Origin of the sequence: Psychrobacter sp. DD43, assembly GCF_904846555.1 — a bacterium.
In the GTDB taxonomy this organism is placed as follows: Bacteria; Pseudomonadota; Gammaproteobacteria; order Pseudomonadales; family Moraxellaceae; genus Psychrobacter; species Psychrobacter cryohalolentis.
On sequence record NZ_CAJHBE010000008.1, the window covers coordinates 66,185 to 92,152 of the forward strand.

The 25,968-nt window shown below is 43.4% G+C and carries 27 protein-coding genes and 1 tRNA gene; 20 read left to right on the forward strand and 8 right to left on the reverse strand.

Annotated elements, in window-relative coordinates:
- Positions 1-34 precede the first annotated feature (34 nt).
- The 19 genes from gatA to JMX89_RS06280 all read left to right on the forward strand — a co-directional run bounded on the left by gatA (position 35) and on the right by JMX89_RS06280 (position 14,854).
- Complete coding sequence (gene gatA / locus JMX89_RS06190) at positions 35-1,531, forward strand: Asp-tRNA(Asn)/Glu-tRNA(Gln) amidotransferase subunit GatA (RefSeq protein ID WP_133105435.1); 1,497 nt, start codon at positions 35-37, stop codon at positions 1,529-1,531.
- Positions 1,531-3,060, forward strand: coding sequence for an Asp-tRNA(Asn)/Glu-tRNA(Gln) amidotransferase subunit GatB (gatB, locus tag JMX89_RS06195; RefSeq protein ID WP_201530698.1), 1,530 nt, complete (start codon positions 1,531-1,533; stop codon positions 3,058-3,060). Before gatA ends, gatB begins: the two co-directional genes overlap by 1 nt.
- Before the next feature lie 114 nt (positions 3,061-3,174).
- Positions 3,175-3,251: transfer RNA gene (locus JMX89_RS06200), tRNA-Pro, on the forward strand.
- 161 nt (positions 3,252-3,412) lie between these two features.
- Entirely contained in the window at positions 3,413-4,651 is a 1,239-nt protein-coding gene (locus JMX89_RS06205) for a tyrosine-type recombinase/integrase (RefSeq protein WP_201551095.1), read from the forward strand.
- Between the two features lie 121 nt (positions 4,652-4,772).
- Positions 4,773-5,615 carry a hypothetical protein gene (locus JMX89_RS06210; protein ID WP_201530700.1) on the forward strand — a complete coding sequence of 281 codons (843 nt, stop codon included), beginning with the start codon at positions 4,773-4,775 and terminating at the stop codon, positions 5,613-5,615.
- Positions 5,616-5,745: 130 nt separating this feature from the next.
- Positions 5,746-6,042, forward strand: a complete 297-nt coding sequence (locus JMX89_RS06215) for a helix-turn-helix transcriptional regulator (protein WP_201530701.1) — start codon at positions 5,746-5,748, stop codon at positions 6,040-6,042.
- Between the two features lie 2 nt (positions 6,043-6,044).
- Entirely contained in the window at positions 6,045-6,329 is a 285-nt protein-coding gene (locus JMX89_RS06220) for a helix-turn-helix domain-containing protein (RefSeq protein WP_201551097.1), read from the forward strand.
- Complete coding sequence (locus JMX89_RS06225; protein ID WP_227673027.1) at positions 6,326-6,604, forward strand: hypothetical protein; 279 nt, start codon at positions 6,326-6,328, stop codon at positions 6,602-6,604. Before JMX89_RS06220 ends, JMX89_RS06225 begins: the two co-directional genes overlap by 4 nt.
- A complete protein-coding gene (locus JMX89_RS06230; protein WP_201530703.1) occupies positions 6,597-6,848 on the forward strand; it encodes a hypothetical protein in 252 nt (83 codons plus the stop codon). Before JMX89_RS06225 ends, JMX89_RS06230 begins: the two co-directional genes overlap by 8 nt.
- Complete coding sequence (locus tag JMX89_RS06235) at positions 6,841-7,356, forward strand: hypothetical protein (protein ID WP_201530704.1); 516 nt, start codon at positions 6,841-6,843, stop codon at positions 7,354-7,356. Before JMX89_RS06230 ends, JMX89_RS06235 begins: the two co-directional genes overlap by 8 nt.
- Positions 7,349-7,957: a hypothetical protein gene (locus JMX89_RS06240; RefSeq protein WP_201530705.1), complete on the forward strand. Its 609-nt coding sequence runs from the start codon at positions 7,349-7,351 to the stop codon at positions 7,955-7,957. The genes JMX89_RS06235 and JMX89_RS06240 overlap by 8 nt, the downstream gene beginning before the upstream one ends.
- Positions 7,958-8,066: 109 nt before the next feature.
- Entirely contained in the window at positions 8,067-10,163 is a 2,097-nt protein-coding gene (locus tag JMX89_RS06245; RefSeq protein WP_201530706.1) for a DUF3987 domain-containing protein, read from the forward strand.
- A 345-nt stretch (positions 10,164-10,508) separates the two neighbouring features.
- Positions 10,509-10,868: a type II toxin-antitoxin system RelE/ParE family toxin gene (locus JMX89_RS06250; protein WP_201530707.1), complete on the forward strand. Its 360-nt coding sequence runs from the start codon at positions 10,509-10,511 to the stop codon at positions 10,866-10,868.
- Complete coding sequence (locus JMX89_RS06255; protein ID WP_201530708.1) at positions 10,865-11,164, forward strand: helix-turn-helix domain-containing protein; 300 nt, start codon at positions 10,865-10,867, stop codon at positions 11,162-11,164. The genes JMX89_RS06250 and JMX89_RS06255 overlap by 4 nt, the downstream gene beginning before the upstream one ends.
- A gap of 47 nt (positions 11,165-11,211) precedes the next feature.
- Complete coding sequence (locus JMX89_RS06260; protein ID WP_201530709.1) at positions 11,212-11,376, forward strand: DNA-binding protein; 165 nt, start codon at positions 11,212-11,214, stop codon at positions 11,374-11,376.
- A 126-nt stretch (positions 11,377-11,502) separates the two neighbouring features.
- Positions 11,503-11,955: a hypothetical protein gene (locus tag JMX89_RS06265; protein ID WP_201530710.1), complete on the forward strand. Its 453-nt coding sequence runs from the start codon at positions 11,503-11,505 to the stop codon at positions 11,953-11,955.
- A gap of 706 nt (positions 11,956-12,661) precedes the next feature.
- The gene (locus JMX89_RS06270) at positions 12,662-13,516 is read left to right on the forward strand and encodes a hypothetical protein (RefSeq protein WP_193011057.1); all 855 of its coding nucleotides are present in this window, start codon (positions 12,662-12,664) and stop codon (positions 13,514-13,516) included.
- A gap of 111 nt (positions 13,517-13,627) precedes the next feature.
- Positions 13,628-13,795, forward strand: coding sequence for a hypothetical protein (locus JMX89_RS06275; protein ID WP_193013275.1), 168 nt, complete (start codon positions 13,628-13,630; stop codon positions 13,793-13,795).
- A 102-nt stretch (positions 13,796-13,897) separates the two neighbouring features.
- Entirely contained in the window at positions 13,898-14,854 is a 957-nt protein-coding gene (locus JMX89_RS06280) for a DUF1853 family protein (protein WP_201530711.1), read from the forward strand.
- 25 nt (positions 14,855-14,879) lie between these two features.
- On the opposite strand, the gene JMX89_RS06285 is transcribed toward JMX89_RS06280, so the two are convergent.
- The 7 genes from JMX89_RS06285 to JMX89_RS06315 form a co-directional block, all read right to left on the reverse strand.
- Entirely contained in the window at positions 14,880-15,410 is a 531-nt protein-coding gene (locus tag JMX89_RS06285; RefSeq protein WP_020442801.1) for a DUF2726 domain-containing protein, read from the reverse strand.
- 303 nt (positions 15,411-15,713) lie between these two features.
- Positions 15,714-16,910 (reverse strand): SPOR domain-containing protein, encoded by a 1,197-nt coding sequence (locus tag JMX89_RS06290; RefSeq protein ID WP_133105440.1) that lies wholly within the window; start codon positions 16,908-16,910, stop codon positions 15,714-15,716.
- 230 nt (positions 16,911-17,140) lie between these two features.
- On the reverse strand, positions 17,141-18,514 hold the full coding sequence (locus JMX89_RS06295) for a bifunctional folylpolyglutamate synthase/dihydrofolate synthase (RefSeq protein ID WP_201530712.1): 1,374 nt from the start codon (positions 18,512-18,514) through the stop codon (positions 17,141-17,143).
- Between the two features lie 229 nt (positions 18,515-18,743).
- The gene (accD, locus tag JMX89_RS06300) at positions 18,744-19,697 is read right to left on the reverse strand and encodes an acetyl-CoA carboxylase, carboxyltransferase subunit beta (RefSeq protein ID WP_188018940.1); all 954 of its coding nucleotides are present in this window, start codon (positions 19,695-19,697) and stop codon (positions 18,744-18,746) included.
- Positions 19,698-19,959: 262 nt separating this feature from the next.
- Positions 19,960-20,778, reverse strand: a complete 819-nt coding sequence (trpA, locus tag JMX89_RS06305; protein WP_201530713.1) for a tryptophan synthase subunit alpha — start codon at positions 20,776-20,778, stop codon at positions 19,960-19,962.
- A gap of 114 nt (positions 20,779-20,892) precedes the next feature.
- Complete coding sequence (gene trpB, locus JMX89_RS06310; protein WP_181210862.1) at positions 20,893-22,095, reverse strand: tryptophan synthase subunit beta; 1,203 nt, start codon at positions 22,093-22,095, stop codon at positions 20,893-20,895.
- Positions 22,096-22,275: 180 nt separating this feature from the next.
- The gene (locus JMX89_RS06315; RefSeq protein ID WP_011512834.1) at positions 22,276-22,959 is read right to left on the reverse strand and encodes a phosphoribosylanthranilate isomerase; all 684 of its coding nucleotides are present in this window, start codon (positions 22,957-22,959) and stop codon (positions 22,276-22,278) included.
- Positions 22,960-23,096: 137 nt separating this feature from the next.
- Here JMX89_RS06315 and JMX89_RS06320 point away from each other — a divergent pair, with 137 nt between their 5' ends.
- A complete protein-coding gene (locus JMX89_RS06320; RefSeq protein WP_201530714.1) occupies positions 23,097-24,722 on the forward strand; it encodes a cryptochrome/photolyase family protein in 1,626 nt (541 codons plus the stop codon).
- 171 nt (positions 24,723-24,893) lie between these two features.
- Here JMX89_RS06320 and JMX89_RS06325 read toward each other — a convergent pair whose 3' ends face one another.
- Positions 24,894-25,661, reverse strand: a complete 768-nt coding sequence (locus JMX89_RS06325) for a DUF4230 domain-containing protein (protein ID WP_201530715.1) — start codon at positions 25,659-25,661, stop codon at positions 24,894-24,896.
- Positions 25,662-25,968: the final 307 nt, after the last annotated feature.

Consider the following 25,968-nt stretch of genomic DNA (forward strand, 5'->3'; position numbering starts at 1 on the left):
TTTATGCTATTAACATTTTGACGGACGACACCTTATGTCTGAACTTCATTTATTAAGTACCCAGCAGCTCATTACTGGTCTGCAAGACAAACAATTTAGCAGCCTTGAGCTGACTGACCACTACATCAAACGTATCAACGCGCTTGATAGCAAGATTAACAGTTTTATCACTCATACCTCTGAGACAGCACGCGCGCAAGCAAAAGCGGCGGACGAGATGCGTGTACAAGGGGACAAACGCCCATTACTTGGCGTACCCATGGCGCATAAAGATATTTTTTGTACTCAAGGCGTATTGACGACCTGTGGCTCTAAAATGCTGCATAACTTTATCTCTCCTTATGATGCGACCATCGTCACTAACATTGATAAAGCTGGGATGATTAGCCTTGGTAAGCTTAATATGGATGAGTTTGCGATGGGCTCGGATAATGAAAGCTCATATTATGGTGCGGTGCACAATCCTTGGAACATAGCGCATGTACCTGGTGGCTCATCAGGTGGTAGTGCAGCAGCCGTTGCAGCAGGATTTGTACCCGTTGCGACTGGTAGTGATACTGGTGGCTCTATTCGTCAGCCTGCCTCATTTTGCGGCTTAACGGGCATCAAACCTACTTATGGTCGCGTCTCTCGCTTCGGTATGATTGCTTATGCCTCGAGTCTTGATCAAGCCGGTAGTATGGGTCGCAGTGCCATGGACTGTGCCTTCCTATTACAGCCAATGATTGGTCATGACCCACGCGATGCGACTTCTATCAAATACGACATGCCTGATTATGTACAAGATTTAAATGACGCAGCTACCAGCGCTGGTGATAAACCGTTTGCCGGTTTACGTATTGGTGTTGCTAAAGAATACTTTAGTAAAGGACTTGATACTGAAGTCGAACAAGCAGCTCGTGCAGCATTAAAGAAATACGAAGAGCTTGGCGCGACCATTGTAGAGGTGACAATCACCGATCCAGAGATCACCCTTGCTACCTATTATATGCTCGCCCCAGCTGAAGCATCATCAAACCTATCACGCTTCGATGGTGTGCGCTTTGGGTATCGCTGTGAAAACCCTAAAGACTTGATTGACTTATATACGCGCTCGCGTTCTGAAGGCTTTGGTCCTGAAGTACAGCGCCGTATTTTGTCAGGGACTTATGCGCTATCTGCTGGTTACTTTGATGCCTATTATACTAAGGCACAAAAAGTGCGCCGCATAATTATCAAAGACTTCGAAGATGCTTTTGCCAACTGTGATGTGATCGCCAGTCCAACGGCGCCAACAGCGGCTTATAAACTTGGTGAAGACCTCGATCCTGCAACGATGTATCTAGGTGATGTTTATACCATTGGTGTCAACTTAGCGGGTTTACCTGCGCTTAGTCAGCCAGTTGGTTTAACCTCAGCAGGCTTGCCTATTGGTTTGCAATTGATTGGACAATATTGGCAAGAGAGCAAATTGCTCTCTACTGCTCATTTATTCCAGCAGCATACAGATCATCATCTGCAACACTCTACCATCGCGAAGGAGACGGTATAATGAATACAGCAACTACTACTGATAACAACGCCGTTCGCAAACACGATGTTCGTAAAGAGCTATTCGTCGATGGTTATGAAGTGGTCATCGGTATCGAGATTCACTGCCAGCTGAACACAGAAAGTAAGATATTCTCGAGCGCGCCGACTGACTTTGGTCACGAGCCAAACAGCCAAGCCAGTATTGTAGATTTAGGCTTACCGGGTGTTTTGCCAGTGCTAAATGCTGGTGTGGTTGATCGTGCGCTGAAATTCGGTATCGGCGTCAACGCTGAGCTGGGTCTATTTAATACTTTTGACCGTAAAAACTACTTTTACCCTGACTTGCCGAAAGGCTATCAAATCACCCAGATGGTCAATCCTATCGTTGGTGAAGGCTATATAGATGTCGTGGTCAATGAAGGTGAAAAGAACGAATATCCTAAGCGCATGGGTATCACCCGCGCGCATCTAGAAGAAGATGCTGGTAAATCAGTACACGATGCCGTCGATGGTATGACTGGTGTGGATTTGAACCGTGCTGGTACGCCTTTGATTGAAATCGTCTCTGAACCTGATATGCGCTCAGCTCACGAAGCACTGGCCTATATCAAAGCCATTCATCAGCTGGTGACTTGGCTGGGTATCTCAGACGCTATCATGGCAGAAGGCTCATTCCGCTGCGACTGTAACGTCTCTATCCGTAAGCCTGGAAGCGAGCTTGGTACACGTACTGAGCTTAAGAACCTAAACTCATTCCGCTTTATCGAGCGTGCCATCAATCGCGAAATCGAGCGTCAAATCGATATCTTAGAAGACGGCGGTAAAGTTGTGCAAGCAACGATGCTTTATGACCCAGAGCGCGACGAAACTCGTGTTATGCGTACTAAAGAAGACGCCAATGATTATCGCTACTTCCCTGATCCTGACTTGCTACCTGTGCGTATTGAGCAGCATACGGTTGATAGCATTCGTGCAGCGATGCCTGAGCTACCGGTTGCCCGCCGTGCTCGCTTTGAAGAAGCGCTTGGTCTTTCAGAATATGACGCTCGTATCTTGACTGGTAGCCGTCAAATTGCTGATTACTTTGAAAATGTGGTTGCAGAAGTTGGGCAAGCAGATGCCAAAATGGCAGCTAACTGGGTAATGGGTGACCTACTCGGTGCGTTGAACAAAGATGATAAGGAAATTACTGACTCCCCTATCAGCGCCAAGCAATTGGCTGGTATGCTATCGCGTATTAAAGACGATACTCTATCTGGCAAACTAGCTAAGAAGGTCTTTAGCGCCTTATATGAGCGCGAAGGCGGCGATGCTGATGATGCAGCAGATAAAATCATCGAGGAAAAAGGTCTCAAGCAAGAAACCGATACGGGCGCTATCAAAGCCATCGTTGAAGAGGTCATCGCTAAGAATGCAGCGATGGTTGAAGAGTATCGCGGCGGTAAAGAAAAAGCCTTCAATGGTTTAGTTGGTCAAGTAATGAAAGCCAGTCGCGGTAGTGCCAATCCACAGCAAGTCAACCAAATTCTAAAAGAGTTACTGGGTTAAGGTTAACTGCTCATTGGTTATACTGGCTATGATATGTAAAATACAATTGTAGATTTTGGCTAAAATAAATAGCTCTTGCAATATGCATAATTTTGCGTAAAATAGTCAGTCATTCGGGGCGTAGCGCAGTCTGGTAGCGCACTACACTGGGGGTGTAGTGGTCGCAGGTTCAAATCCTGCCGTTCCGACCAAACACAATATTAGGGCAGACCGTCATTAACCGTCTGCCCTTTTTCTATGGGCGTTTCAAACAATACGCCCTACATAACAAGCCATCATAAAGCATGGTAATCCATGTCAAAGTGCGGTATATTTTACGGTATATTTTATACCGTCATGGAAATATACCGTCATGTCATTAACTGATAGCCAAATCAAACGCCTTAAGCCGTCCGATACTTGCACACCTAGCCGACCTGACAAATATAGTGATGGTAATAACCTACGCCTATGGGTCCGTAGTACGGGTAGTAAGGTATGGGTATGTGACTATAAGTATGCTGATAAACGCCAAAGCCTAACCATTGGTAAATATCCAGCAATGAGCCTTGCCGATGCACGCCAGCGCAACCAACAGATAAAAGACTTGATAGCGCAAGGCATCAACCCTAAGCACGATAAGAAACGCTTGCAAGCCGATACTGACGGTACAAAAGCATTTGATGCCATAGCCGAACGCTGGCATGACGAACGCAAAGCCCACATTGCCCCTAAGACCTATAGCCGTGACTACTCACAGTACCAGCGCGATATTAAGCCCGTCATTGGTCACATGAACATAGAGGACATAACCGCGCCTGATGTTTTAGCCATTGGTAAAGCTATCGAAGCGAGGGGCGCACCCGATATGGCAAGGCGTGCAATGCGTCAAACAGGACAGATATTCAAGCAAGCCATACGTGAGGGGCTAGTAACTCATAACCCAGCCAACGACCTAACCGAAGCATTAAAACCGCATAAGGTGAAGCACCATAGCCGTATCACTAGCCAGCAGCTACCTAAACTACTTCAAGACATTGATGCCTATGGTGGTGACTTACTGGTGAAGCTAGGCTTTTGGTTTATGTGCTATACGTTCGTGAGAACGCAAGAGCTACGCTTCATGGAATGGGCAGAGATAGACTATAAAGCCGAAGTATGGCGCATACCAGCCGACAAGATGAAAATGGATAGACCCCACCTAGTACCGCTTGCGCCTCAAGTGATAGCAATCTTAGAGCAAATTAAACAGCTAGGACTTTCGGACAAGCATGTGTTCTTTAATACCACAACCCGTAAGCCATACAGTGAAAACGCCTTTATCACTGCCCTATGGCGCATGGGCTATAAAGGGCGTATGACTGGTCACGGCTTCCGTGGACTTGCCAGCACTACCTTACATGAGCAAGGCGCTATGCACGAAGCGATAGAGCTACAACTGGCACACGAGAAAGAGAACAAAGTAAGCAAGGCATACAACGGGGCGCAGCATCTACCCTATAGAACCAAGATGATGCACCAGTGGGCAAACTTCATTGATGATGCCTACGCTGGCAAGATTGATAACGTCATACACGGTAACTTCAAACAACAAGCACAGAAGCATGGATAACCCCATGTGATAACGACTATGCAAGGCTAGGATTAATTACCCGAAAGCCAGCCGTTCACACACCTTTAGGCTGGCACTGCCTTGCACCTATTTTGTTTTAAGGGTGTGTAAAGGTGTGAACATGTATCATGTTACAGAAGATGAGCGAGCTCATAAGTTGATGTATAAATCTTTTGAACTCAGTCTATCAAGACCTACTGATAGTCAGATTGCAAAAACCATCCTATCTAATGAAGATTGCAATAAGGTTCAGTCCGAAAACAACCTTTCTTTCTTAGGCAGGGTGCGAGATGTTGTAGTTATGTTCTTACAACGAAATGAACTAGAGTATAGACAGCACAATAATCTTGAGGATAACCCTCAATGTGAATGTGATTATGACTGTGAGTGCTATCTTAATAAATTTATTATGCCGGCTTTCAAAAATCTAGCTCTCAAATTTGAACCTTACATAAAAGATGACTCTTTAGTAAATCATATATTAGAAGAATATACGGTAGAGGAGAAAGAAAGGCTTTTAAGTTGCAACTTAAGAGAAGTATTGAGGTTAATGTTATATAAAGGATTAGCATACTTAGCTTTTGAGCATGGGCTCTATGACGTTTCTTGTTGGCATCATGAAGCTGCGGTATTAATGTATGGAGGTTCGATAGTTGGTGAGAGTTTAAGCCCATCTGAGTATGTAGAAGAAAGCGAAATTTTATCACGTAATTATAGAAAGATTGGAGCAAAAGGAGGTTCACAAAAAGGTATTAATTATAGCGAACCGCAGCAAAAAGCATTGAATTATCACGATAAATATCTTAGTGATAAGAATGAAAGGGGTAAGTTTATTTGCTCAAATGATAAAGCTGCTAGAGAAATAATAGCTCATTTTGAAGGGAAGTCTGACGGTCTTGGTTATGCAGAACGCTCATTATCTAATATCTTAAGCACCCATCGGAAGAAGCACTTCAAAGACTAGAACACCATTTTACTAGCTAAAATGTCACTTTAGCTGCTCCAATTCTGCAATTAATTCTATACCCCATAAGATGAACCGTACAAGACAAGCCATTACATAGTGTAGTGGCACGTAGTACGGAGTCATTGACATGACACAGCACACCACCACAGATAATCCCGTTATCGCTTTCACTGATGACACATCAAACAGCATTGAACAAATAGCCGAAAGCCTACACGTCAAATATTTACCACCGCAAGGCATGAGCCGTGCCAGCCAGCTAATACCATTCTTACCGTTTGGTAGCAGTACCTTATGGGCATGGTCACGCGATGGACGCTTCCCAGCACCAATAAAACTATCCCCTACTATGACAGCATGGCGCAATGCTGATGTTATCGAGTGGCTGGAAAGTCACACCTCAACCACTAGCGAGGGGGTGTAACCATGACTACTACAGCCACCGCACCCGTTACCAATGAGCAAGCACCCAAGACCCAAATAGAGATTGTTAGAGCGCATCTAATGACAGGCGCAACGATCACCACATGGGACGCTTACCGCTTCTATCAAATTACTTGCCTAGCACAGCGCATACACGATTTGAGAAGTCAGGGCTTAGTCATTCAAAGTGAAATGGTCAAGCATAACAATAAGTGGTTTGCAGTCTATTGGCTCGATGAACATACCTTACTTGACAGTGAGTTATCTAATATCGAGGTGACCCCATGAGCATAACCGAACCATTGGAAGTATTAGAACCGCGCCTAGTGGCAGTGGACACTTATACGCTATGCCATGTGGACGACTACATACAAGACGTATCGAACGATTGTGAAAGCCTTGCTTATGCCTTGAACCTGATAGAAACCAGCGACCCAGCAAGCAAGGGCGTGATTGTGGCGGTACGTTCTGCGCTACTGGCACACAGCGAACACGCCAGCAAAATGAGCGCGGACATCATGGGTAATCTAATCACACAAGATGAGGTATCAATCAATGAGTAATCAAATATCAGTATCAGCCGACCAGTTAGAAAGTATCAATGAGCAGATAGTGCTACTCGATATTGATACCAGTCATCTAGCAATGGCATTGCAAGCCGTGCAAGTGGAGTGCGCGGTATCAGGTGGCGTTATCAATGCGGTCATGCTTGCCTTGTTCTCTGCGTCAAAGTCGCTGGAGAGCATTACTCAGGAATTGGATTGTATGTTGACTACGGCAAAGCAGGAGGCAACAGACCATGAGTGATAATACTAGAGCCAATCCAAAGCCCCAATACAGGGCACAGGCTGGCAAGCGCGGCTTACTGCTAAGGTTTACTATCTTTATGGCATGGGTAGCTGGCATTGGCTTGCTACTCTCACTACTGGCTTGCACCCAAACCAGTGTAAAACAGATTGCATGTGATGATAGCAGCGGTTACTATATAGACCTCTCAAAAAACGTTAGCGGACAAGCCAGCCGTTATTTATTGGCTTTTTTTGTGCCTGATAATAGCCCAGCCTCTCAAGCTGTTACTATGCCATCAAGCACTACCCTAAGAGCGCATTTAAGCGCATCAAGGGGGCATTCCCTCATATCTATAGCAAGTCACTTGCTAACCGACTATGACGGGTTGACGCTGCAAAATAAAATAGCCGTAAGGCGAATATGCAGGGCGGTTACTAACGTTACCGAGAGTAAGACCCGTCACCCTATACTTTTACCGTATAGCGTGGCATTCACTCAAAAAACGTTAGGAGGCTATCATGCCTAAATCAATCCGTACCAACTCAAACACTCAAAACATCCCTACACTAGCCACATTCAAAGCTGGTGACAGTGTTCTATGCCCATCATTAAGCTTTACCTCGTTTGTATTGACAGCCGACCCATACGGCAAGCGTGACCTATTGGCACTTACTCACGATGGCAGCAACATCTACTACGATGATAAAGGCTATTTTGTTCCAGCACACGATACAGAAACAGGCGATTATCAGCCGTCACTATTCCAAGACACGCCAGCCAACCGCCAAGCGATTGCAACGCTATATAACGGCAGGTTTGCCACTCAAGACAGCCAACGCAAAGTAATAGACACCACCGAAGCAGACGACAATATAGTCGTAACTATGTCATCACATGACTTGAACCATATTGCTGGTGATATCTGTGGTGCAGCCAATGCCTTACATGATGTTGGTTATCTGCTAGGGCTTATTTACTATGGCAAGATAGAGGGGGAAGCCGTTAAGTCTATGGCGCGTTTATCGCATGACGCTACTAGCACATGGGCAGAAATACTCTACGCTCAACTAGACATCATTAACGAACCCCTAGCAATGACTGGTTACAGCAAGGTAGGTGCAGAATGAAAACCTACCCACAGCCAAAGCAAAGCCGTAAATATGCCAAGCGTAAGAGCTACTACAAGAAGTATAGAGCCGAGCGCAAGCCGAACCAGTCGCAAGCAAGGGGGACTAGATGACCACTACACCACAAACCGATAGCCAAGAAAAAGCCCACGGCAAGGTGGGCTTATCTGGCATCTTAGGTGACTATCCAATAGCAACTACCGAGGCGCTATCAGGCTTTACTATTTTAGCCCAAAACTACCCGTTATTGAACCCTAAAAGCTTGCTTGTTATTGATGACAAGGTAAAGGTATCAGGGGATAAGCTGGACACAGTAGGCACTATAGGAATGGTTTTGCATAACAAAGACTATGAGCCGACAAGCTTACGATGCTTGTACGCTGATGACAGTCACGACCCCATCATAACCGATACTAGCCAGCCGTCCGCCTATCTTATCGGTAAATTGAGCAATGATAGCGAGCTTATCGCAGTAGATAATTTTGACGATGGCATAGCCCTAGCCAAATGCTTAATCAACGAGCATGTGACGATAGCTATTAGCCCTACTGAATGGCTATTCAATGAAACGGTTAAGCATTTCTCACAAGACAGACCGGTCACTATCTTTACGACATTAGACAAAGCGGACGAGGTAAGCAAGCCGCTGGCAGGTCATAACGTAAAGGTAGTAGTTACCAGTGACAGGACGGTATTAGAACACTTGGAATATGGGGGCTTAAGCTATGCTGTTATTTTGGCAGACAGTGAAACTACTATAGCCAATCTACAAGCTGATGCTTGGGGCGACCCTGAACCACTGGCTAATGACCCAAGCGCACCGACACCCTACCCTATAAATGCGTTCACAGGCTTATTGCGACAAGTCATTGAAGCCGTGGCATATTATGCACAAGTACCTACTGCTATGGCAGGTCAATGCGTTTTAGGGGCACTGGCGCACATGGGGCAGCGTTTCATTGATGCACCTATGGGACATGGGCACATGCCGGTAAGCCTCATAATAATCACAGAGGGGGAAAGTGGTAGCGGTAAAACGCAAGCGATGGGCTTAACTCATTTCAAGATTAAAGAGTATGAGCGCCAACAATACACCAACTATCTAAATGACGTATCAACTTGGGAAAGTGACAAGGTTAGTTTAAAGGGTAAAGAGCTATCTACGTTCTTAGATGAAAATCCTAGACCGTACAACCCTAAGAACTTATTCGATGATGCGACCATAGAACCAATATTGGATAGGTTTATCAGTGGGGAAATGAATAACGCATCATGGACGACAGACGAGGCAGGGCAATTCTTTAATGGTCATACCATGACAGGTGATACCGCTGGCAGTGCCCTATCAGCACTTACTAAGTTATGGAGTGATGGCGAAGTATCACGGTTACGCTCGCAAAAGTCTGCCTATGCCACGCCTCAAACAGACGCGCATGGTGTACGCATGACGCTACTGCTACAAGGGCAACGGGTAGTATTAGAACAGGCATTAACTGACCCCTTGATGAATGGGCAAGGGTTTTTAGCAAGGGCATTGATTGCTTGCCCTCCTGACTTACGTGGTCAACGTGTGTGGGACAATCCCCAGCGTAGAAACGATAGCCCTTATGACAACCCACACTTAATAGAATACTGGTCACGCTGTCAAAGCTTACTTGACCCATTGCCAGCCAATGAGCCAAACGATAGTACCGGCACACCCCAGCGCCTAAAAATACAATGGGCAGATGGTGCACAACAAGTATTTTGCACTCACATGCAAGCGATAGAGAACCGCCAAGCACAAGGGCAGACATTGGAGTACCTAAAAGCGTATGCCTCACGTATGGCAGAGAATGCCAGCCGTATAGCATCATTAATGGCGTTCTTTGAGGGACGTAATACCATCAACAGTGATGATATAGCACGCGCTTTTATGTTGGTTGAGTATTCCACAGCCGAACGTTTACGCTATCTTGATGCAACGCATAATGGGGAACAGAACGACAGTGAGAAACTAAGTAGCTGGCTAGTAGATAAAGCGAAAGGTAAAAATCCGCATAAGTTAAGCAGGACTTATATTGCTAATAATGCACCTAACCCCATGCGTAAAAATACTAAGTTATTACAAAGTGAGTTAGATAAATTAGAGTCTGCTAAACATATCAGGCAGGAAATGGAGGGGCGTAGTAAGGTGATACTTATTAACCCCAAACTATACAATTAGTATTAACGCTTAAGAAATCTTGCTTAAACTGCTTAAACTACCCCTAGCCCTTATGGTTAGGGGTTTTCTATTAAGATTGCCAAATCTTAAGCTTGCTTAAACTGCTTAAACTCAGCCTAAAACAAGCCAATTTAAGACGAACTTAAGCAGTTTAAGCAACGTTAAGCAAACGCCTACCTTAAGCTAATCTCTTACCCATCATACGTTATAGCCAGTTTAAGCATTTTAAGCAGCTTTTCTTAGGTATAAAACTATATTGACCGGTACGAGTAAAGCCCAGCTATTAGAAACCTCACAAGATATAACCGTATTGTTATATAATAAATAAGAAATAAGGCTTACTATATGTATGAGATTATATTTGCCCCTCAATTTGAGGACTGGCTAGAGTCACTAACCCAAGCCGAGCAGGACGATGTATTAGCCGCTTTAATGATACTGCGTCAATACGGGCATCAATTAGGCAGACCACACGCTGATACGCTAAAAGACAGTAAGCTAACCAACCTAAAAGAACTACGGGTTCAACATGCTGGCAAGCCATACAGGGCGTTTTATGTGTTCGACCCTTATAGGCAAGCAGTCATGCTATGTGGTGGTGACAAGACAGGTGACAAGCGTTTTTATAAGCGCATGATGCCGATAGCCGAAAGTATCTATCAGGCGTACCTTGAAACGCTAGATAACAAGGAGAATAACAAATGACAAAATTTACGAACTTAGATGACTACATGGCAAAACTGCCAGCCGATAGACAAAGCCGTATCACTGATAAAGCCAAACGCTTAAGCCAATCTATTGAGCTGGCTAAACTTAGAAAGATGGGAAACCTTAAACAATCGGAGCTTGCCGCCATGATGGGCGTATCGCAAGCCAGCATATCAAAGGTAGAAAGCGGCAAGGACATTCAACTATCAACCCTACAGAACTATGTACAGTCGTTAGGTGGCGAAGTGGTCATTACTGCTAAGATGCCAAACAGTGAAGTTATATTGATGTAATGCCCCACCCTATGCCGGCACAAGAATGAAGCAAAGGAGTACCCCCAATGACCAATATTAAAACCAGCGGTTTTGATGTGGCAGAGTACCTAACAGATGAAACCCTTATTAGTGCTTACTTGAATGAAGTATTGACTGATGGCGCACCTAGTGACCTTATCCAAGCATTAAACGATGTTGCACGCGCAAAGGGTATTAATGAGCTGGCATAAGACGCGAAAGTCTTGTTTTTAATTATTACTATAAGAGGTGGGCGTTTATCGTCTGCCCTTTTTTATGGCTAGCAAGTAATAAGGTATATTATCAAAAAACATTATGCATTATTTTGAGGGTGGCACATGAGCAATAATACTGGAAAGATTGAAGCGATTGATTTATTAGAGGTGCAAAGCTGGTTGACTGGCTGGGGTGACTTTTGCAATCGTGAAAAGGTTGGCGGTCATTTGGGGTATCAGTCACCTATGGCAAAAGTCTTAAATAATAATGTGCAGCAAAGTCGCGAAAGAAGTCGTCCAGTGCTGTGGGATATGAACGACGAAGCTTATTACACACTGATAGACCGTGAATTAGGTGGCATGAGGCAATCAGGTGATAAGGAACTTATGATGTGGGCTAAGATTATAAGGCACTATTATCTATACAGCATGTCTTATACAAAGCTAAGTAAATCGGTGGTGAGTGAATATGAACACGGGGAAGGCACAACTAAGCGCAGCCATGTACGCAAGGTAAGAGAGCATCTAAGCAATGCTGAACAACACATTTATGAGGCTCTTTTGGCGCTGTCATGACTTATAAAAATCTTAATGAATAAACCGCCTCTAACACGCACCCACCCACTAGCAAGACAACCCCATGAAAGAAAGTTGCAAGTTGATTTTAGTATCAGCAAATTGCAGTAGTATATTTAAGAGGCTGGCTCAAAATAACCCCAAGTTTGGGGTTATCTAGTTTTGCGAGTAAGTGCGAATTGGTGCGAGCAAACGCACGATAAACGCTTAACTTTAAGCGCCATTATCTAAGCGCGTGCAGTCATTAGCAATTTAACCCCATGCAAACAAAGTGCAAGTATAAAAAAGTACGCCTAAGTTGCTGGCATGTTGATAATAATGATGACTTTAATAACCATAACCTATCGTCTGTTATCTTTACTTTTTACAGCTAAATGAGGGCTAAAAGCTAAGTGACTTTTGCATAATGCGGTATATTTTGCGGTATATTTTATTTTAATAAAACCTAAAACCTTTAATACCAATGCTTTCAGCTAATACTTTACCTCCTGCCGTTCCGACCAAACATAGTAGTAAAGAGAAAAGCCAATCATTGTTTTCAATGGTTGGCTTTTTTTTGGGTTAGATTTATAAGGTTTGTGTCTACATCTTAGGTAAGAGATGAGATAAACTCAGATTTTTATTAAAGTATAAGCAGTTCTGTAAGGTTAACGCTTCGAATAATAGCGATTTATGCTTATTTTGGAAAGATGTAAGGATTTGAATTATGCAATATAGTCTTAAGGGTAAAGAGTATTACTCACAGTTTAATAATTGCGACAATATTAAAAATAATTTTGATTATTTGACTGTGCCTGAAGCGGCAATTTTATGGTGTGGTATTCCTAGAAGTGAATTAGCTACTGAATTGACTCAATGTACTCCAAAAGGAGATGGAAACGCATTATCCCGAAGTATTGTTAAGCACCCATATGTTCAATGTGTTGAACCTAGATGTGAAATACTTCATCAGGCCTTTGAGGATGGTAAGTTAAAAATGGGCAGAGATGGCGGTAAAGGTTACTATAAATATGATATCAAGGATAAAAAAGAAGCTGACTCTGTGAGTAGTGGTATAGGTCATATTAATCCTGAACGACGAACTATAAAAGTAACTGACTTAAAAGAATTTATTGCCGAATATCATGCTGACGACATGCCTAAAACTTTATTCTCCGATATTGATATTCATAAATTAAAACCGATTACTCATGATGATTACTCATCTCTACTAGCTAAAAATCAGGCTTTAGAAGCACGTTTGGAAAAGGCTAAGGAAATTTATGTCCAACAGAGAAAAGAAATATCAGACCTTGAAAGTAAAAGTGAACAAGCTGCACTCGCAGTCAATCCAGCCGATGATTTAGAAAAAGTACCGCATCAAGCATATAGAGCTTTAGATAGGGTAATGTATGCAATGGCTAAACTTACTAATCTGGATAATGCCGAACCATATAGCCAAAACAACCCATCTTTGAATGCTAGCATTACCACTATATTACAAAACGATGGTTTAACGCTCGAATATCAAGCCGTAGGCAAATGGCTGTCACGTATTAACGATATAAAGCCACTAAATTAATCTACTATAGATAACTTGCTATCTACTATAGAACCTACGCAAACCCCCACACCATAAACTAGCAACTATAAGCCGTATCAATCAAGTTACGGCAAATATGGAGCTAGACACATGAAACAGAAAATTCACATTCCAACAAATCCAAAACAAAAGCCATCTCAATATCAACCTAAATGGCAATTCTTTCTACTAAAAACGGTAGTCAGCACTCTATTACCTTACTTGCTATCGCCGCCTGATATTAGTATTCATATCCATCACATTAATATCATGTTTTAAGTCCAAAAGACTAAGCATTACCCTAGCCGATACTCGTATCCTATAGACTTTTATAGAGCGAGCCGTTAGGGTAAATACTACAACGTTACGATGGTTTATCCTATGCCCGAGCCTATCGCTCAGCCCTTCTCGACTTACCTTATAGATGACGCACCTTGGGACGTATACCAGCGACCTTATGTGCGTGATTTAGCGTATGTGCTTGCCTGCCCTAACATCTTAACGGAATGGCTGGACTTTGCGCCGCATCAGAATACACATACCGTGTCGGTACATAGCGCACACTTTTGGCAATCGCAGTTTGCGGTGTATCAGCAGCGGTTAACAGAGCTAGATAGCACCAATGACTATCAGGTGCTGACCCGCTATTTACTGGCGCGTCCAAGTCCCAATCGTTTGGGTTTTCACTTTGAAGGGTTACTGTCATTTTGGTTAGAGGATGGCTATGCGCGCAAACTACATCCGTATGAGACACTGGCTAATAATGTGCAGCTCTATAATGGCAAGCAGACGACTGGTGAGCTGGATTTAATCTTATATAATCATGCAGAAAATCTGGTCGAGCATTGGGAACTGGCTATTAAGTTCTTTATGGGATCAGCGCCTTTTGCCCCTGAGAACTGGGTTGGCATCAACTCAGAGGACAATTTACAACGCAAAATGACCCACATGCAAACCAAGCAGTTTCGCACCGTATGGGTAGATACGGAAAAACATGGTCAAATTAAAATTGATAAGCGCTATGGCGTGATAAAAGGGCGATTCTTTTTGCCGATAAATACCTGTAATTTTACTTATCCGTCTTGGCTGACACCAAGCTTTCCTATACATGAGTGGTGTGATAAGACTGATAGCGCAAATCTTTCGACGATTGATATTGCTACATTGCGCGCTGCTTATTATATTGAATGGTTTAGCAAACGCGACTTTTATGACGGTCGTCAGTCGCCACTGAACAATTCTAAAAACGATATATTAAAAACAGGTTTATATTTTGCAGGCGATAGACCGATTGTCATTTATCCTAAGCAGACCGAACAAGTAGAAAATAAACTTTAAGCTTTTATCATCATCTTAATAGCTTTTAATAACTCTCAATCACTTGCATCAGCTCATATCTCAGCATGTCGGCACTCGGCATGCGCTCCGCATGAAAACGCACGATAGCAATACCCGCACTGGCAAGCGCCTTGTCTTTTTTGTCATCGGCTTTTTGCCTTGCTTTACTGCTATGTGTCCAATCATCAAGCTCGATGGCAACCAAGGTAGTCTGCGCATCAATATCAACAATCACATAATCAACACTTTGGCGGCAGATACGATTGAACCAAAAACTGCGCTCAGACGTCTCATTACTGTTCGCTTCGATAATCCGTGACAGCTGTACTTGCACAAAAATATGATATTCCGGTAATGCATTTTTTAACTTATTAAAAAATATCACTTCAGTAGGGGTCATGATAGGCATCGGCGCAAACGGCCAAATAGCCAACTCATCACCGCGTACAGGCGGCGGATCTGGTTCAACAGCTTGTTTATTAGAAAATAATTTTGGTAAGGTAATCAGCCCCAAAAAGCCAACTGCCAATATTAAAAATATAGCGCCAAATGACATGGTTTTACCTTATGCAATATCTAAGCAGTTAGATAGCTTGCCTATATGCTAGCCCAGCTAACATAACAAACTACCTTTAACTGCAGCAGGTCGACCCTTATGGGCTAACAGGTTATACAGAGAGAAACAAAAATGGTGCTCATGGTAACTAAGTATGAGCAAATGGACAAACACTAAAACAAAAAACACGACAATAGATGTCGTGTTTTAATTATAAAAGCATCAAATGATGATAAATGAAAGCACTCTCACTAAGATTGTAGGTCCACATTCATTATCATGCGTTTAGCAGTTTAACAATATCTAGCGCCAATATAATACCCAAGCGCTGGTGGTATTCACTTTAGGGTCACTATTAATCTTATCCTTCAAGGCTAAAGCGGCTACTTTACCGCGCTCAGGACCGACAATAACCCGCACACCGCGACTCGTCGGGCTGGTCTTAACTTGATAACCTGCAGATTGGAATTTTTTTGCCATCTCATCCGCTTTGGATTGGTCGTTTGCTAACGCTACTTGTACCCCAAAGCTACCTTTAGCATCGGTTTCTTTGACTTCTTTGCGGGCTTCACTGAGTTTTTGCTGAGCATCACGTTTAGCGTCTGCTGACTTTTTAGCTAAAGCTTCTTCTCTTTGACGCTTTTCTTCACGTGCCTGTTCAGCCGCTGTTGCTTCTCGCTCTAAACGCTCTACCTGCTTACGCGATGGGATCGTAATGGTTTGACCAAGATTTAGCGATGTTGATGGTGAGAGATTATTGGCTTGAGCTAAGACTTCTACCGGCATATCGTACTGGCGTGCCAATTTAATCAGCCCATCTCCTCTTTTGACTTGATAGTCAGAGGGCGACTTAGATGGGGTCTTTTTTGCGGCTTCATCCGCCTCGCGCTTTTTTTCCGCAGCTACTTGCGCTTCAGCTTGCTTTTTAACGTCTGCTTCTTTTTTGCTATCTGCTAATTTCTTAGCAGCAGCTTGCTCTCTAATAGTTGCTTGTCTTTCAGCTGCCTGCTGCTCCGCTAGTGCTTTCTTCTTTGCTTCAGCACCATCAGCGGAATTAGTGGACGTCTCTGCACTAGAAGGCGCTGATATAGGTGTTGCAAGTGTGTTCTTCGTCGCCTTTTCATTATTGCTGTTAGTATCAGCGTTATCTTCGATACTTGGTGTGGTGCTCGCCAGATATTGCTGACTTTCAGCGCGTGCTTTTGCCAATGCTTGCGCCTCTGCCGCTTCTTGTTCAGTTAAGAACTGCTGAGCACGCTTTTCTTGTTCTGCAACGCGAGCGGCACGCTCTTTTTGTTTTTGTGCCAAGATACGTTTTTCTGTTTCGATATCTGTTGTCAGTGGTTGTACAGACGTAGGCTCAGCACTCGGTTGATCGATCATTGCCGATGCTGGCTGTGATTTATTGGTATCACCAATTTGTTGTACCATGGCGTATAGCATCACGCTACCACCGATAATCATCCCAATGCCCAATAAGGCTTGTCTCGAAAAATTCATCCGTTTACGTCTCTTAGTTGGTAATAAGGTTGATTGGGCGGCGCGGTTATTGTTTTAAACTATATTATAGATAGATTAAATCAGCAAGCTATTAGCGCCAGTTGCTTCCATCCGTGTTAATACTAATGCGCTAGGTTTTAATCACTTTGATTATAAAGCATATTTTTCATGCTGTCTGCCACCACGCTATTACTAAGACTAACATCAAACAGTCAATGTTTTAACGTAAATTATCGCGTTTCAAGCGTAGACAATGCCTCTCCAATCGTATGAAAAGAGCCGCAGACTACGATTAAATCTTGTGGCTGACTGGCATTTATAATCGCATGAGTGGCTTCTTGCAAACGCGCAAACTCATGTATCTGAGCATCATCGACATAGCTCGCTAAGATACCTTGCAAATGCTCCGTAGTGGCAGCACGTGGATAATCAATCTCAGCGATGAACCAATCACTGATTGGCAAGCCTGCTGTCGTCAAACGCTGCACCACTTTATTAATATCTTTATCACCTAGCATAGAAAACAACATTTTAATGGTAGCAGGTTCACCTGAAGTTTGATTAACTTGTTCAGGTGTACTTTGCTGTGTTAAATGCTGCTGCCAAAGCGGTAATAATTGTGCCAATAAAAACTCAACGCCTTGATCGTTATGCGCCACATCAAATAGCCAATGACGCTCATGGACTTCACGATAATCGAAGCGACCGGCAAGCTTAACTGTTTTTAGCGCTTGCCCTATAGCATTGGTATCGACGTCTAAGGGACTTGCAAGTACTGCTGACAGAGCATTGGCAGTATTGGTCAATGACAGTGCGGGTCGAGGCAATTGTAGAGTGACAGCTGCATTGCTATATTGCCACGTAGTCGAATCATTTTTACAATAGCTAAAGTCTTTACTGACTTGATAACAAGTCGCCTGATGCTTATCTATCGCTTGCTGTACGCTATTTGGCATCTCTGTAGCACCGTAAATGACGCTAATCCCATCACGTAAAATACCTGCTTTTTCCGCTCCGATGGCTTCCACATTATCACCCAACCAATCAACATGATCGATGGCAATGTTGGTAATCACTGCCATATCAGGGTCGATGATATTGACCACATCTAAGCGACCGCCCAGTCCGACTTCTAACACCCAAACATCGCAATCCGCTTCCGCGAATATCAACAATGCTGCCAGTGTTGTCATCTCAAAAAATGACAATGTTAAATCACATTGCAACCGTGCCGCTTCTACCTTACTAAAGGCAGCAATCAGGGTTTCATCGCTGACCATCTCGCCATCGATCCGTACCCGCTCGTTAAAGACATTCAAGTGCGGCGATTGATATAAGGCAGTTTTATATCCTGCGGCTTGGCACATCTGCGCGATGACCGCAGTCGTCGAGCCTTTGCCATTAGTACCTGCAACCGTAAATACATAGGCGTCATCTTTGGCTGATTGTACGACTCCCAATGCCTCAGCAACTGGCAGTACTCGTGACAGCCCCATATCTATCGCCGAGACATGAATCTGCTGCATATAATTCAGCCATTCGGTTAAAGTGGCTTGGGTGTCAAGGCTACTACTGGGGCTATGAGACGCTAAAGAATCAGACATGGACAGAACCTATATCAAAATTTGAGATAAAAGATAAAACTTATATAAAAAAATAAAAACAGTATGACTAGCTTGCTACAAAGCAAAAATAGCATTTACCGTTATACACGATAAATGCTATTCATTAGTTTTACATATTTGGCAGATATTAGCACGCCGCTCGATCATTATGCAGTGAAATTATAAAACAGCTGCTTGAATCTAACCCACTTGTTTTTATTTTTACTACCTACTGAGCATCAACATTGGGTACGCTACACAGTTTTGCCAGCAGACGATAAATGGTATCAATCATTTGATGACGATGTACCACTTCATCAACCACACCATGCTCTAGCAAAAACTCTGCACGTTGAAACGGCTCTTCTAGTGTCTCACGTACTGTCTGTTCAATCACACGCTTACCAGCAAAGCCAATCATGGCTTTTGGTTCTGCTAAGTGAATGTCACCAAGCATCGCAAGAGATGCGGTCACACCGCCATAAACAGGATTGGTCAGTACCACGATATATGGCACGCCAGCAATTCTCAAACGCTCGATTGCTGCTGCTGTTCTTGCCATTTGCATCAATGATAGCAAGCCTTCTTGCATACGCGCACCACCAGAAGCAGCGAAACAGACCAAAGGTACTCTGTCTGCGAGGGCTTTTTCGGCAGCTTGAACAAAACGGTCGCCAACCACCGAGCCCATAGAGCCACCCATAAATCGAAAGTCAAACGCACAAGTTACAATATCGAGATTGCGCAATTTGCCATATAGCACAATCAGCGCTTCACTCTCTTTCGTTTTTTCTTGTGCTTCTGCCATACGCGCAGGATAAGGCTTACTATCTACAAATTTTAGCGGGTCTTTGGCGGTAAACTCTTGCCCAAGCTCGCCTTCTACCTTATCAAGCAGCCAGTTCAAGCGCTCACGAGCACTCATCGGTAAATGATGGTCACAATGCGGGCACACGTAACAGTTAAAAATCAGCGCTGTATTGGTAATGATCGAATGGCAGCTGCTGCATTTTGTAGAAGGCTCTGTCTCTACAGCGGTCAATTGCGCCGTTAGTTGCTGTTTGATACCCGGAATCGGGCGCTCAAACCATGATTGACCAGCTTTATTGCCATTCTGCTGCAGGCTTGTACTATCGTTATTTATATCAGGTTTTGTCATCGTATCAGTCATATTATTCGCCATTATCTAAGGCTTATTGGCAAGCTCACTTGTGCACTTGTCCGTAAGAGTCCATTTATAAGAATCAGTTTAATCGTCACATATCCTCATGACTTTAGCAATTATAAGGCACGCTAATGCATAACTGTGACCATTTATATGTGATGTTAGTTTACACACGTAAACTAACTTTAGCAAAGCCATTTGCCTGTGTCTTTATAAACATTGTTATAAATACCCTCATAAATATTGTGACGATAACTTGCCCAACTGTTTGAGCGGGTGCTTATAAACTATCGAGTGCGCCGCGTAACTCATCCATTTTTGCCATAATTTTTTGCTGAGCATTAGCGACTGCAGCGATATCATTGGCATCGATATCAGCAAAGTTCTGCACCAATGCACTACCGACGATAATACCATCCGCATGAGCACCAATTGCTTTGGCAGAAGTTGCATCACGAATACCAAAGCCCACACATACTGGCAAATCCGTCTCTGCTTTAATGGCTTGTACTTGCCTTGCAACATCGTCAGTATCTAGCGTTGCTGAACCCGTCACACCTTTTAAAGACACGTAGTAGATATAACCACCGCAATGGGTCAATACTTGCTGACGACGTTCAGCCAGCGTAGTTGGTGATAATAAGAAAATCTCATTCATCGCGTGCTCAGTCAAATGCTGGGTAAAGCTACCCGCTTCTGCTGGCGGCAAATCAACCATCAAAATACCATCGACGCCTGACTGCTCGCATAGCGCAACAAAGTTATCATAACCGATAATCTCTACTGGATTGAGGTAACCCATCAGGATAATTGGCGTCTGCGTATCTTGCTGGCGAAATTCTGCAACCATCTTTAGCGCATCACGAGTGCTTGTACCCGCTGCTAATGCACGCTCGCCTGCCAATGCTACTGTAGGACCATCTGCCATTGGATCAGAAAATGGTAAGCCCACTTCAATCATATCTGCGCCATGCTTCACTAAGTCATGTAGTAAGCCAACAAAGTTGTTTGGATTGGGATCGCCTGCCATCACATAAGGGATGAGTGCTTTTTTATTTTGTGCTTTTAGGGTTTCAAAGGTGCTTTCAATTCGGGTCATAGTGGTCTCTTAATTATTATAAACTGGCTCATTTGACCCTTTATTTAATAATAACGGGTCAAATCAGTAATTTTTCTTCCAAGGAATAATCCAGTTGTTACTAAAAAGTAGCTATTAAAGCTCAATCCCTTCTGCCTTCATCACTGAATGCAAATCTTTATCACCGCGACCAGACATATTGACGATAATGGTTTGATCAGGCGTCATCGTTTTAGCCAGCTTTAGTGCATAAGCAACCGCATGAGCAGATTCAAGCGCCGGAATGATGCCTTCTTTACGCGTGACTTCATGGAAACCTTCTAACGACTCCTTATCGGTACAACCAACATATTCAACACGCTTCATATCTTTTAAGAAGCTATGCTCAGGACCAACACCAGGGTAATCAAGACCAGCTGAGATAGAATGGGTTTCTTGGATTTGACCTTCATCATCGGCCATCAAGTAAGTACGGTTACCGTGTAATACACCAATACGACCAGCAGCTAATGGTGCAGAATGACGACCCGTCTCAATACCATCACCTGTTGCTTCCACGCCATACATTTTAACGTCATTATCATTTAAGAAGTCAAAGAATAGACCAATGGCATTTGAGCCGCCGCCAACACAAGCGACTAGCGCATCTGGTAATTTACCCGTCATTTGCAGATGTTGCACACGCGCTTCTTTACCAATAATTGCTTGGAAGTCGCGTACGAGTAACGGATAAGGATGCGGACCTGCAACTGTACCAATAATATAATACGTGCTATCCACATTGGTTACCCAATCACGCATGGCTTCATTCATCGCATCTTTGAGAGTGCGTGAGCCAGATGTTACTGGCACAACTGTCGCACCAAGTAAGCGCATACGGTAGACGTTCATCTTTTGACGCTCAACATCGTCCGCGCCCATATAAACGATACACTCTAGTCCCAAACGCGCGGCAATCGTCGCCGTCGCAACGCCATGTTGCCCTGCTCCAGTTTCTGCAATAATACGTTTTTTGCCACTCATTTTGGCAAGGAGCGCTTGACCAATAGTGTTATTGACCTTATGAGCGCCAGTATGGTTTAAGTCTTCACGCTTAAAGTAAATTTGCGCACCGCCAATCTCATCACTTAGACGCTTGGCATGATAGAGAGGCGTTGGGCGTCCAACATAGTTGACCAAATCATTGTGATATTCTTCCCAAAATGCAGGGTCTTTTTTGACTGTGTTATATAACGTTTCTAGCTCTTCTAACGCTGCCATCAAGGTTTCAGAGACAAAGCGTCCGCCGTGGACGCCAAAATGTCCTCGCGCATCAGGATACTGGTTAAAATCTTGCACGCTTTCTGGATTAGTAAAGCTATTAATAGCGTGTGCGGTGGCAGATACATCTTTGTTAGCGACATGACTCATGGTAATTCCTACTGTAATAAGTGGTATTTTTTAGGATATCTGTTTTTTAGAAAAACTATAGGGAAAACTGTTTACATAGTTTGCTTTGGCAATTTGACAGCAGTAAAGCTAACTACTTATATTCGAAGATTCGCTAAGCGTCTCGTTTTGCCATCGGTCGCGTTTGACTGATTTCATAAAGGCATGCATTTTGCCAACGTCTTTTTTGCCTTTATCAGACTCAATCCCACCGCTGACATCAACGGCATAAATTGGTAAGTCATAAGTGGCAGCGACATTATCGGCATCAAGTCCACCGGCTAAGATAATCGGTAGTGAGCTGTCATTCGGTATCAGACTCCAGTCAAAGCGTGCGCCTGTACCGCCATACTTATGCTGATGGTAGGCATCTAGTAAAATGCTGCTTGCGCCTGCTGCGGCAAAACTGTCAATTTGCATATTCACACTCTCAAGCGCATCCTGTTCAGTATTGACACGCAACGCTTTAATCCAACGTTTATTGACGAGATTTGCCAGCTGACGGCACTGCTCGGGCGTTTCATCGCCATGAAATTGGATAATATCAAAAGAGACATGATTTGCCAGTTCAATAAGCTCATCTTCAGGCATATTGACGACCAAAGCCACCACACTGATAAAAGCCGGTACTGCAGCACTCAATATTTGCGCCTGCTCGATTGTAACCGCACGAGGACTTGGCGGATAAAATACAAAGCCAATGGCGTCCGCATTGAGTTTAACAGCAGCTTTAATATCATCAAGTTGAGTAAATCCACAAAACTTAACGTGCATGAGGTAACCTTGCGAAAGACTGAATATGATGATTTGTTAATAAAGGAGCAAATCAATTGCATCCAAAAACTTATCCTAGCATACTTTTATTCATAGTTTTGTTTATGATTGCGATTGATTAATATGGGAATAGATGAATGTCTAAAACGGCGGTAGCGATAAAAAATAATTCACACAACAAAGTCGAGGATAGTCATCAGTTGCATTACCTCATGTGGTTTCGCCGTGATCTACGCGTTCATGACAATACTGCTTTGGCTGCCATTTGTGAGCGTGCAAACGAAGACAATGCTCAGCTCAGCGCGGTTTTTTTTCTTACCCCTGAGCAGTGGCAGGCACATGACATGTCGCTTACACAGCTTGATCATATTGCGCGAACACTTCCTATCCTCGCAGAAAAACTGCACCAGTTGAACATCATTTTAACCGTGCAAATCTGCCCTAGTTTCACTGATTGTATAGCTGCGTTGAGCGCATTATGTGAGTCAAATAATATCAGCTGCGTGATGGCAAATCATGAGTACGAAGGTAATGAGGTTGCGCGGGATGAACTGTTAACCAAACAACTTGCAAACAACGAAATTGAGTTTATCCGCTGGCATGACCAATGTATCTTACCACCGAAAAGTATCACTACCAATGATGACAGCATGTATCAAGTGTTTACCCCATTTTATAAAAAATGGCGGCATACCTTGGAGGTGAGTGACATACAAATTCATACAGCACTTGCCATCATAGGTAATAAACAAGTTAATTTAACATTATCAGAACACAGTGCAAACACTACTCAAGATATAGAAGCATTGTGCAAAAAAACTGTCCACGACTATCAAGAATATCTACAAACTCATGAATCCTATCAAAATATAGATACGGACAAGCAAATTAGCCAAGCGCGCCTTGCTTATCCTGCTGGCGAAGCGGAAGCCTGTCATCGATTAGAGCGCTTTATCGCGGATGATATCAATAACTATGATGTGAGCCGCGATGCGCCCAGCTTACACGCGACCAGTCAGCTATCCGCTTACCTTACTATCGGAACAATCAGTCCTAGACTGTGCTACTTACAAGCTACTCAGGCACTAGGGGAATTACATAGAAATGATGGTGACAACTTTGACAGCGGTGACAATAACGATATCAACCGCTGGATAAGCGAGCTGGCTTGGCGAGATTTCTATCGCCATGTTTTAGACTATAAGCCTAAGCTTATTCGCCATCAGGCTTATAAATATGAGACTGATAAGAAAATCAACTGGTCATATGATGAAGATGCTTTTGCAGCATGGCGTGAGGGCAAAACGGGTGTGCCATTAGTCGATGCAGCGATGCGCTGCCTTAATGCGACAGGCTTTATGCACAATCGCTTGCGCATGGTTACCGCGATGTTTTTGACTAAAGATTTATTGATTGATTGGCGCTGGGGTGAGCGTTACTTTATGCAGCAGCTGATAGATGGTGACTTTGCGTCTAATAATGGTGGCTGGCAGTGGAGCGCATCAACAGGTACAGATTCTGCGCCCTATTTTCGTATTATGAATCCCTTTAGCCAAGCTAAAAGCCATGACCCTGATGGGATATTTATTAAGACTTGGATACCTGAGTTAAAATCGATTCCTACCAGCATCTTGCATAGCGAGGATAAAATGCGCAAGGCTCTGAGTAAGAATGGTACCTTTGCAGATATTGATTATCCTGTGCCAATCGTTGAGCATAAACTGGCACGACAATTAGCGATTGCTGAATTTAAAAAAGAGTAATATCTATAGTTAAAATATCTCAAAAACGCTACAGTGCTGCTGGTATAAATTTTTTGCAGCCTCTGTCTGCGTAGGCACAGCAAGCAAGAAAAATGAATATCAGCAGTACTTGATGTATCGATATTACTTTTCCCTGACTATACAACCATTACCTGCTGAGAATTGGTTTAATTATTTGTTAACCGTAGCAGTTGCCGATACTGAAGCGACTGACGGCATCTGACACGAGCCAGCACCTTGCGTCGTGACCGTCACTACTGCACCAGTTAACGCAAACAGCTGTTGCAACTGCACTTGTGCATTCTCTAACGCCATAGTCATGACATCACCACGGCAAGCACGTTCAAGCACTTCTTCTTTCGCCATACTTTGTGCTTGTTGTAAGATTTTTGGATCGACTTGCATCATCCCAAAAGCACCGGTTTGCCAATCATAAATCTCAATATCATCTAGATAGACTGAAAATATCTCTGATGGCGGCAGCGTAATATTAATTTGGGGCATAATAGAAACGGAGGCATCAACATCAGCGTTTTCAGCATTATTTATTTCCGACTCCGTAGGCTGTATCACTTGTACCATCTCAGGTGTCAATGCGCTCAAGTCAATGCCTGCCTCTACGCGACCACGAGTAATAAATAGCGCCTTTTGCTCATCTTGCCATAGCTTCATCCAACTGCCTGAACGCTGACTAGTAATCACCGTATCAACGCTGAATGCCACCGTCTCCAAACGATTCAAGTTCTGAATTTGTGTCACCACACCCTCACGAGTGATGGTTTCTATGGGCTCTTCTTTGGTAATATTCTGCACAGTATAGATAGCGAAAATGACGGCTGCGAGACCAGCAAGCAATACGATCCACGACATCATAGCGATGGATTTTTTCGCTTTTGAAGAAGTCGTATTAATAGGAGTTCGATTATCAGAACTGTTCATATAAACACCTTTGTGGTTTTATCATAGTTTTATCGATTATTTTTATAATGCCCTATTATTAGAACTACACAAAAAACGACATACTAGATGATAAATGCCATTTTTAAGCAGCAACTTCAAGTAATGACTACCAATACTCTACATAATTACCAATACTGCCCTTTTCAAAAACCACTTATTCATTTGCTATAAATACATTTAGAACTGGTAAATAATCGAGTTATAGCTGTCTGATTCAACCCTTTAAGTAACCTTCGCTCTGAAAAAACAAAAAGTCATTGCGTCTTAGGCGAACTTTACCTAACAT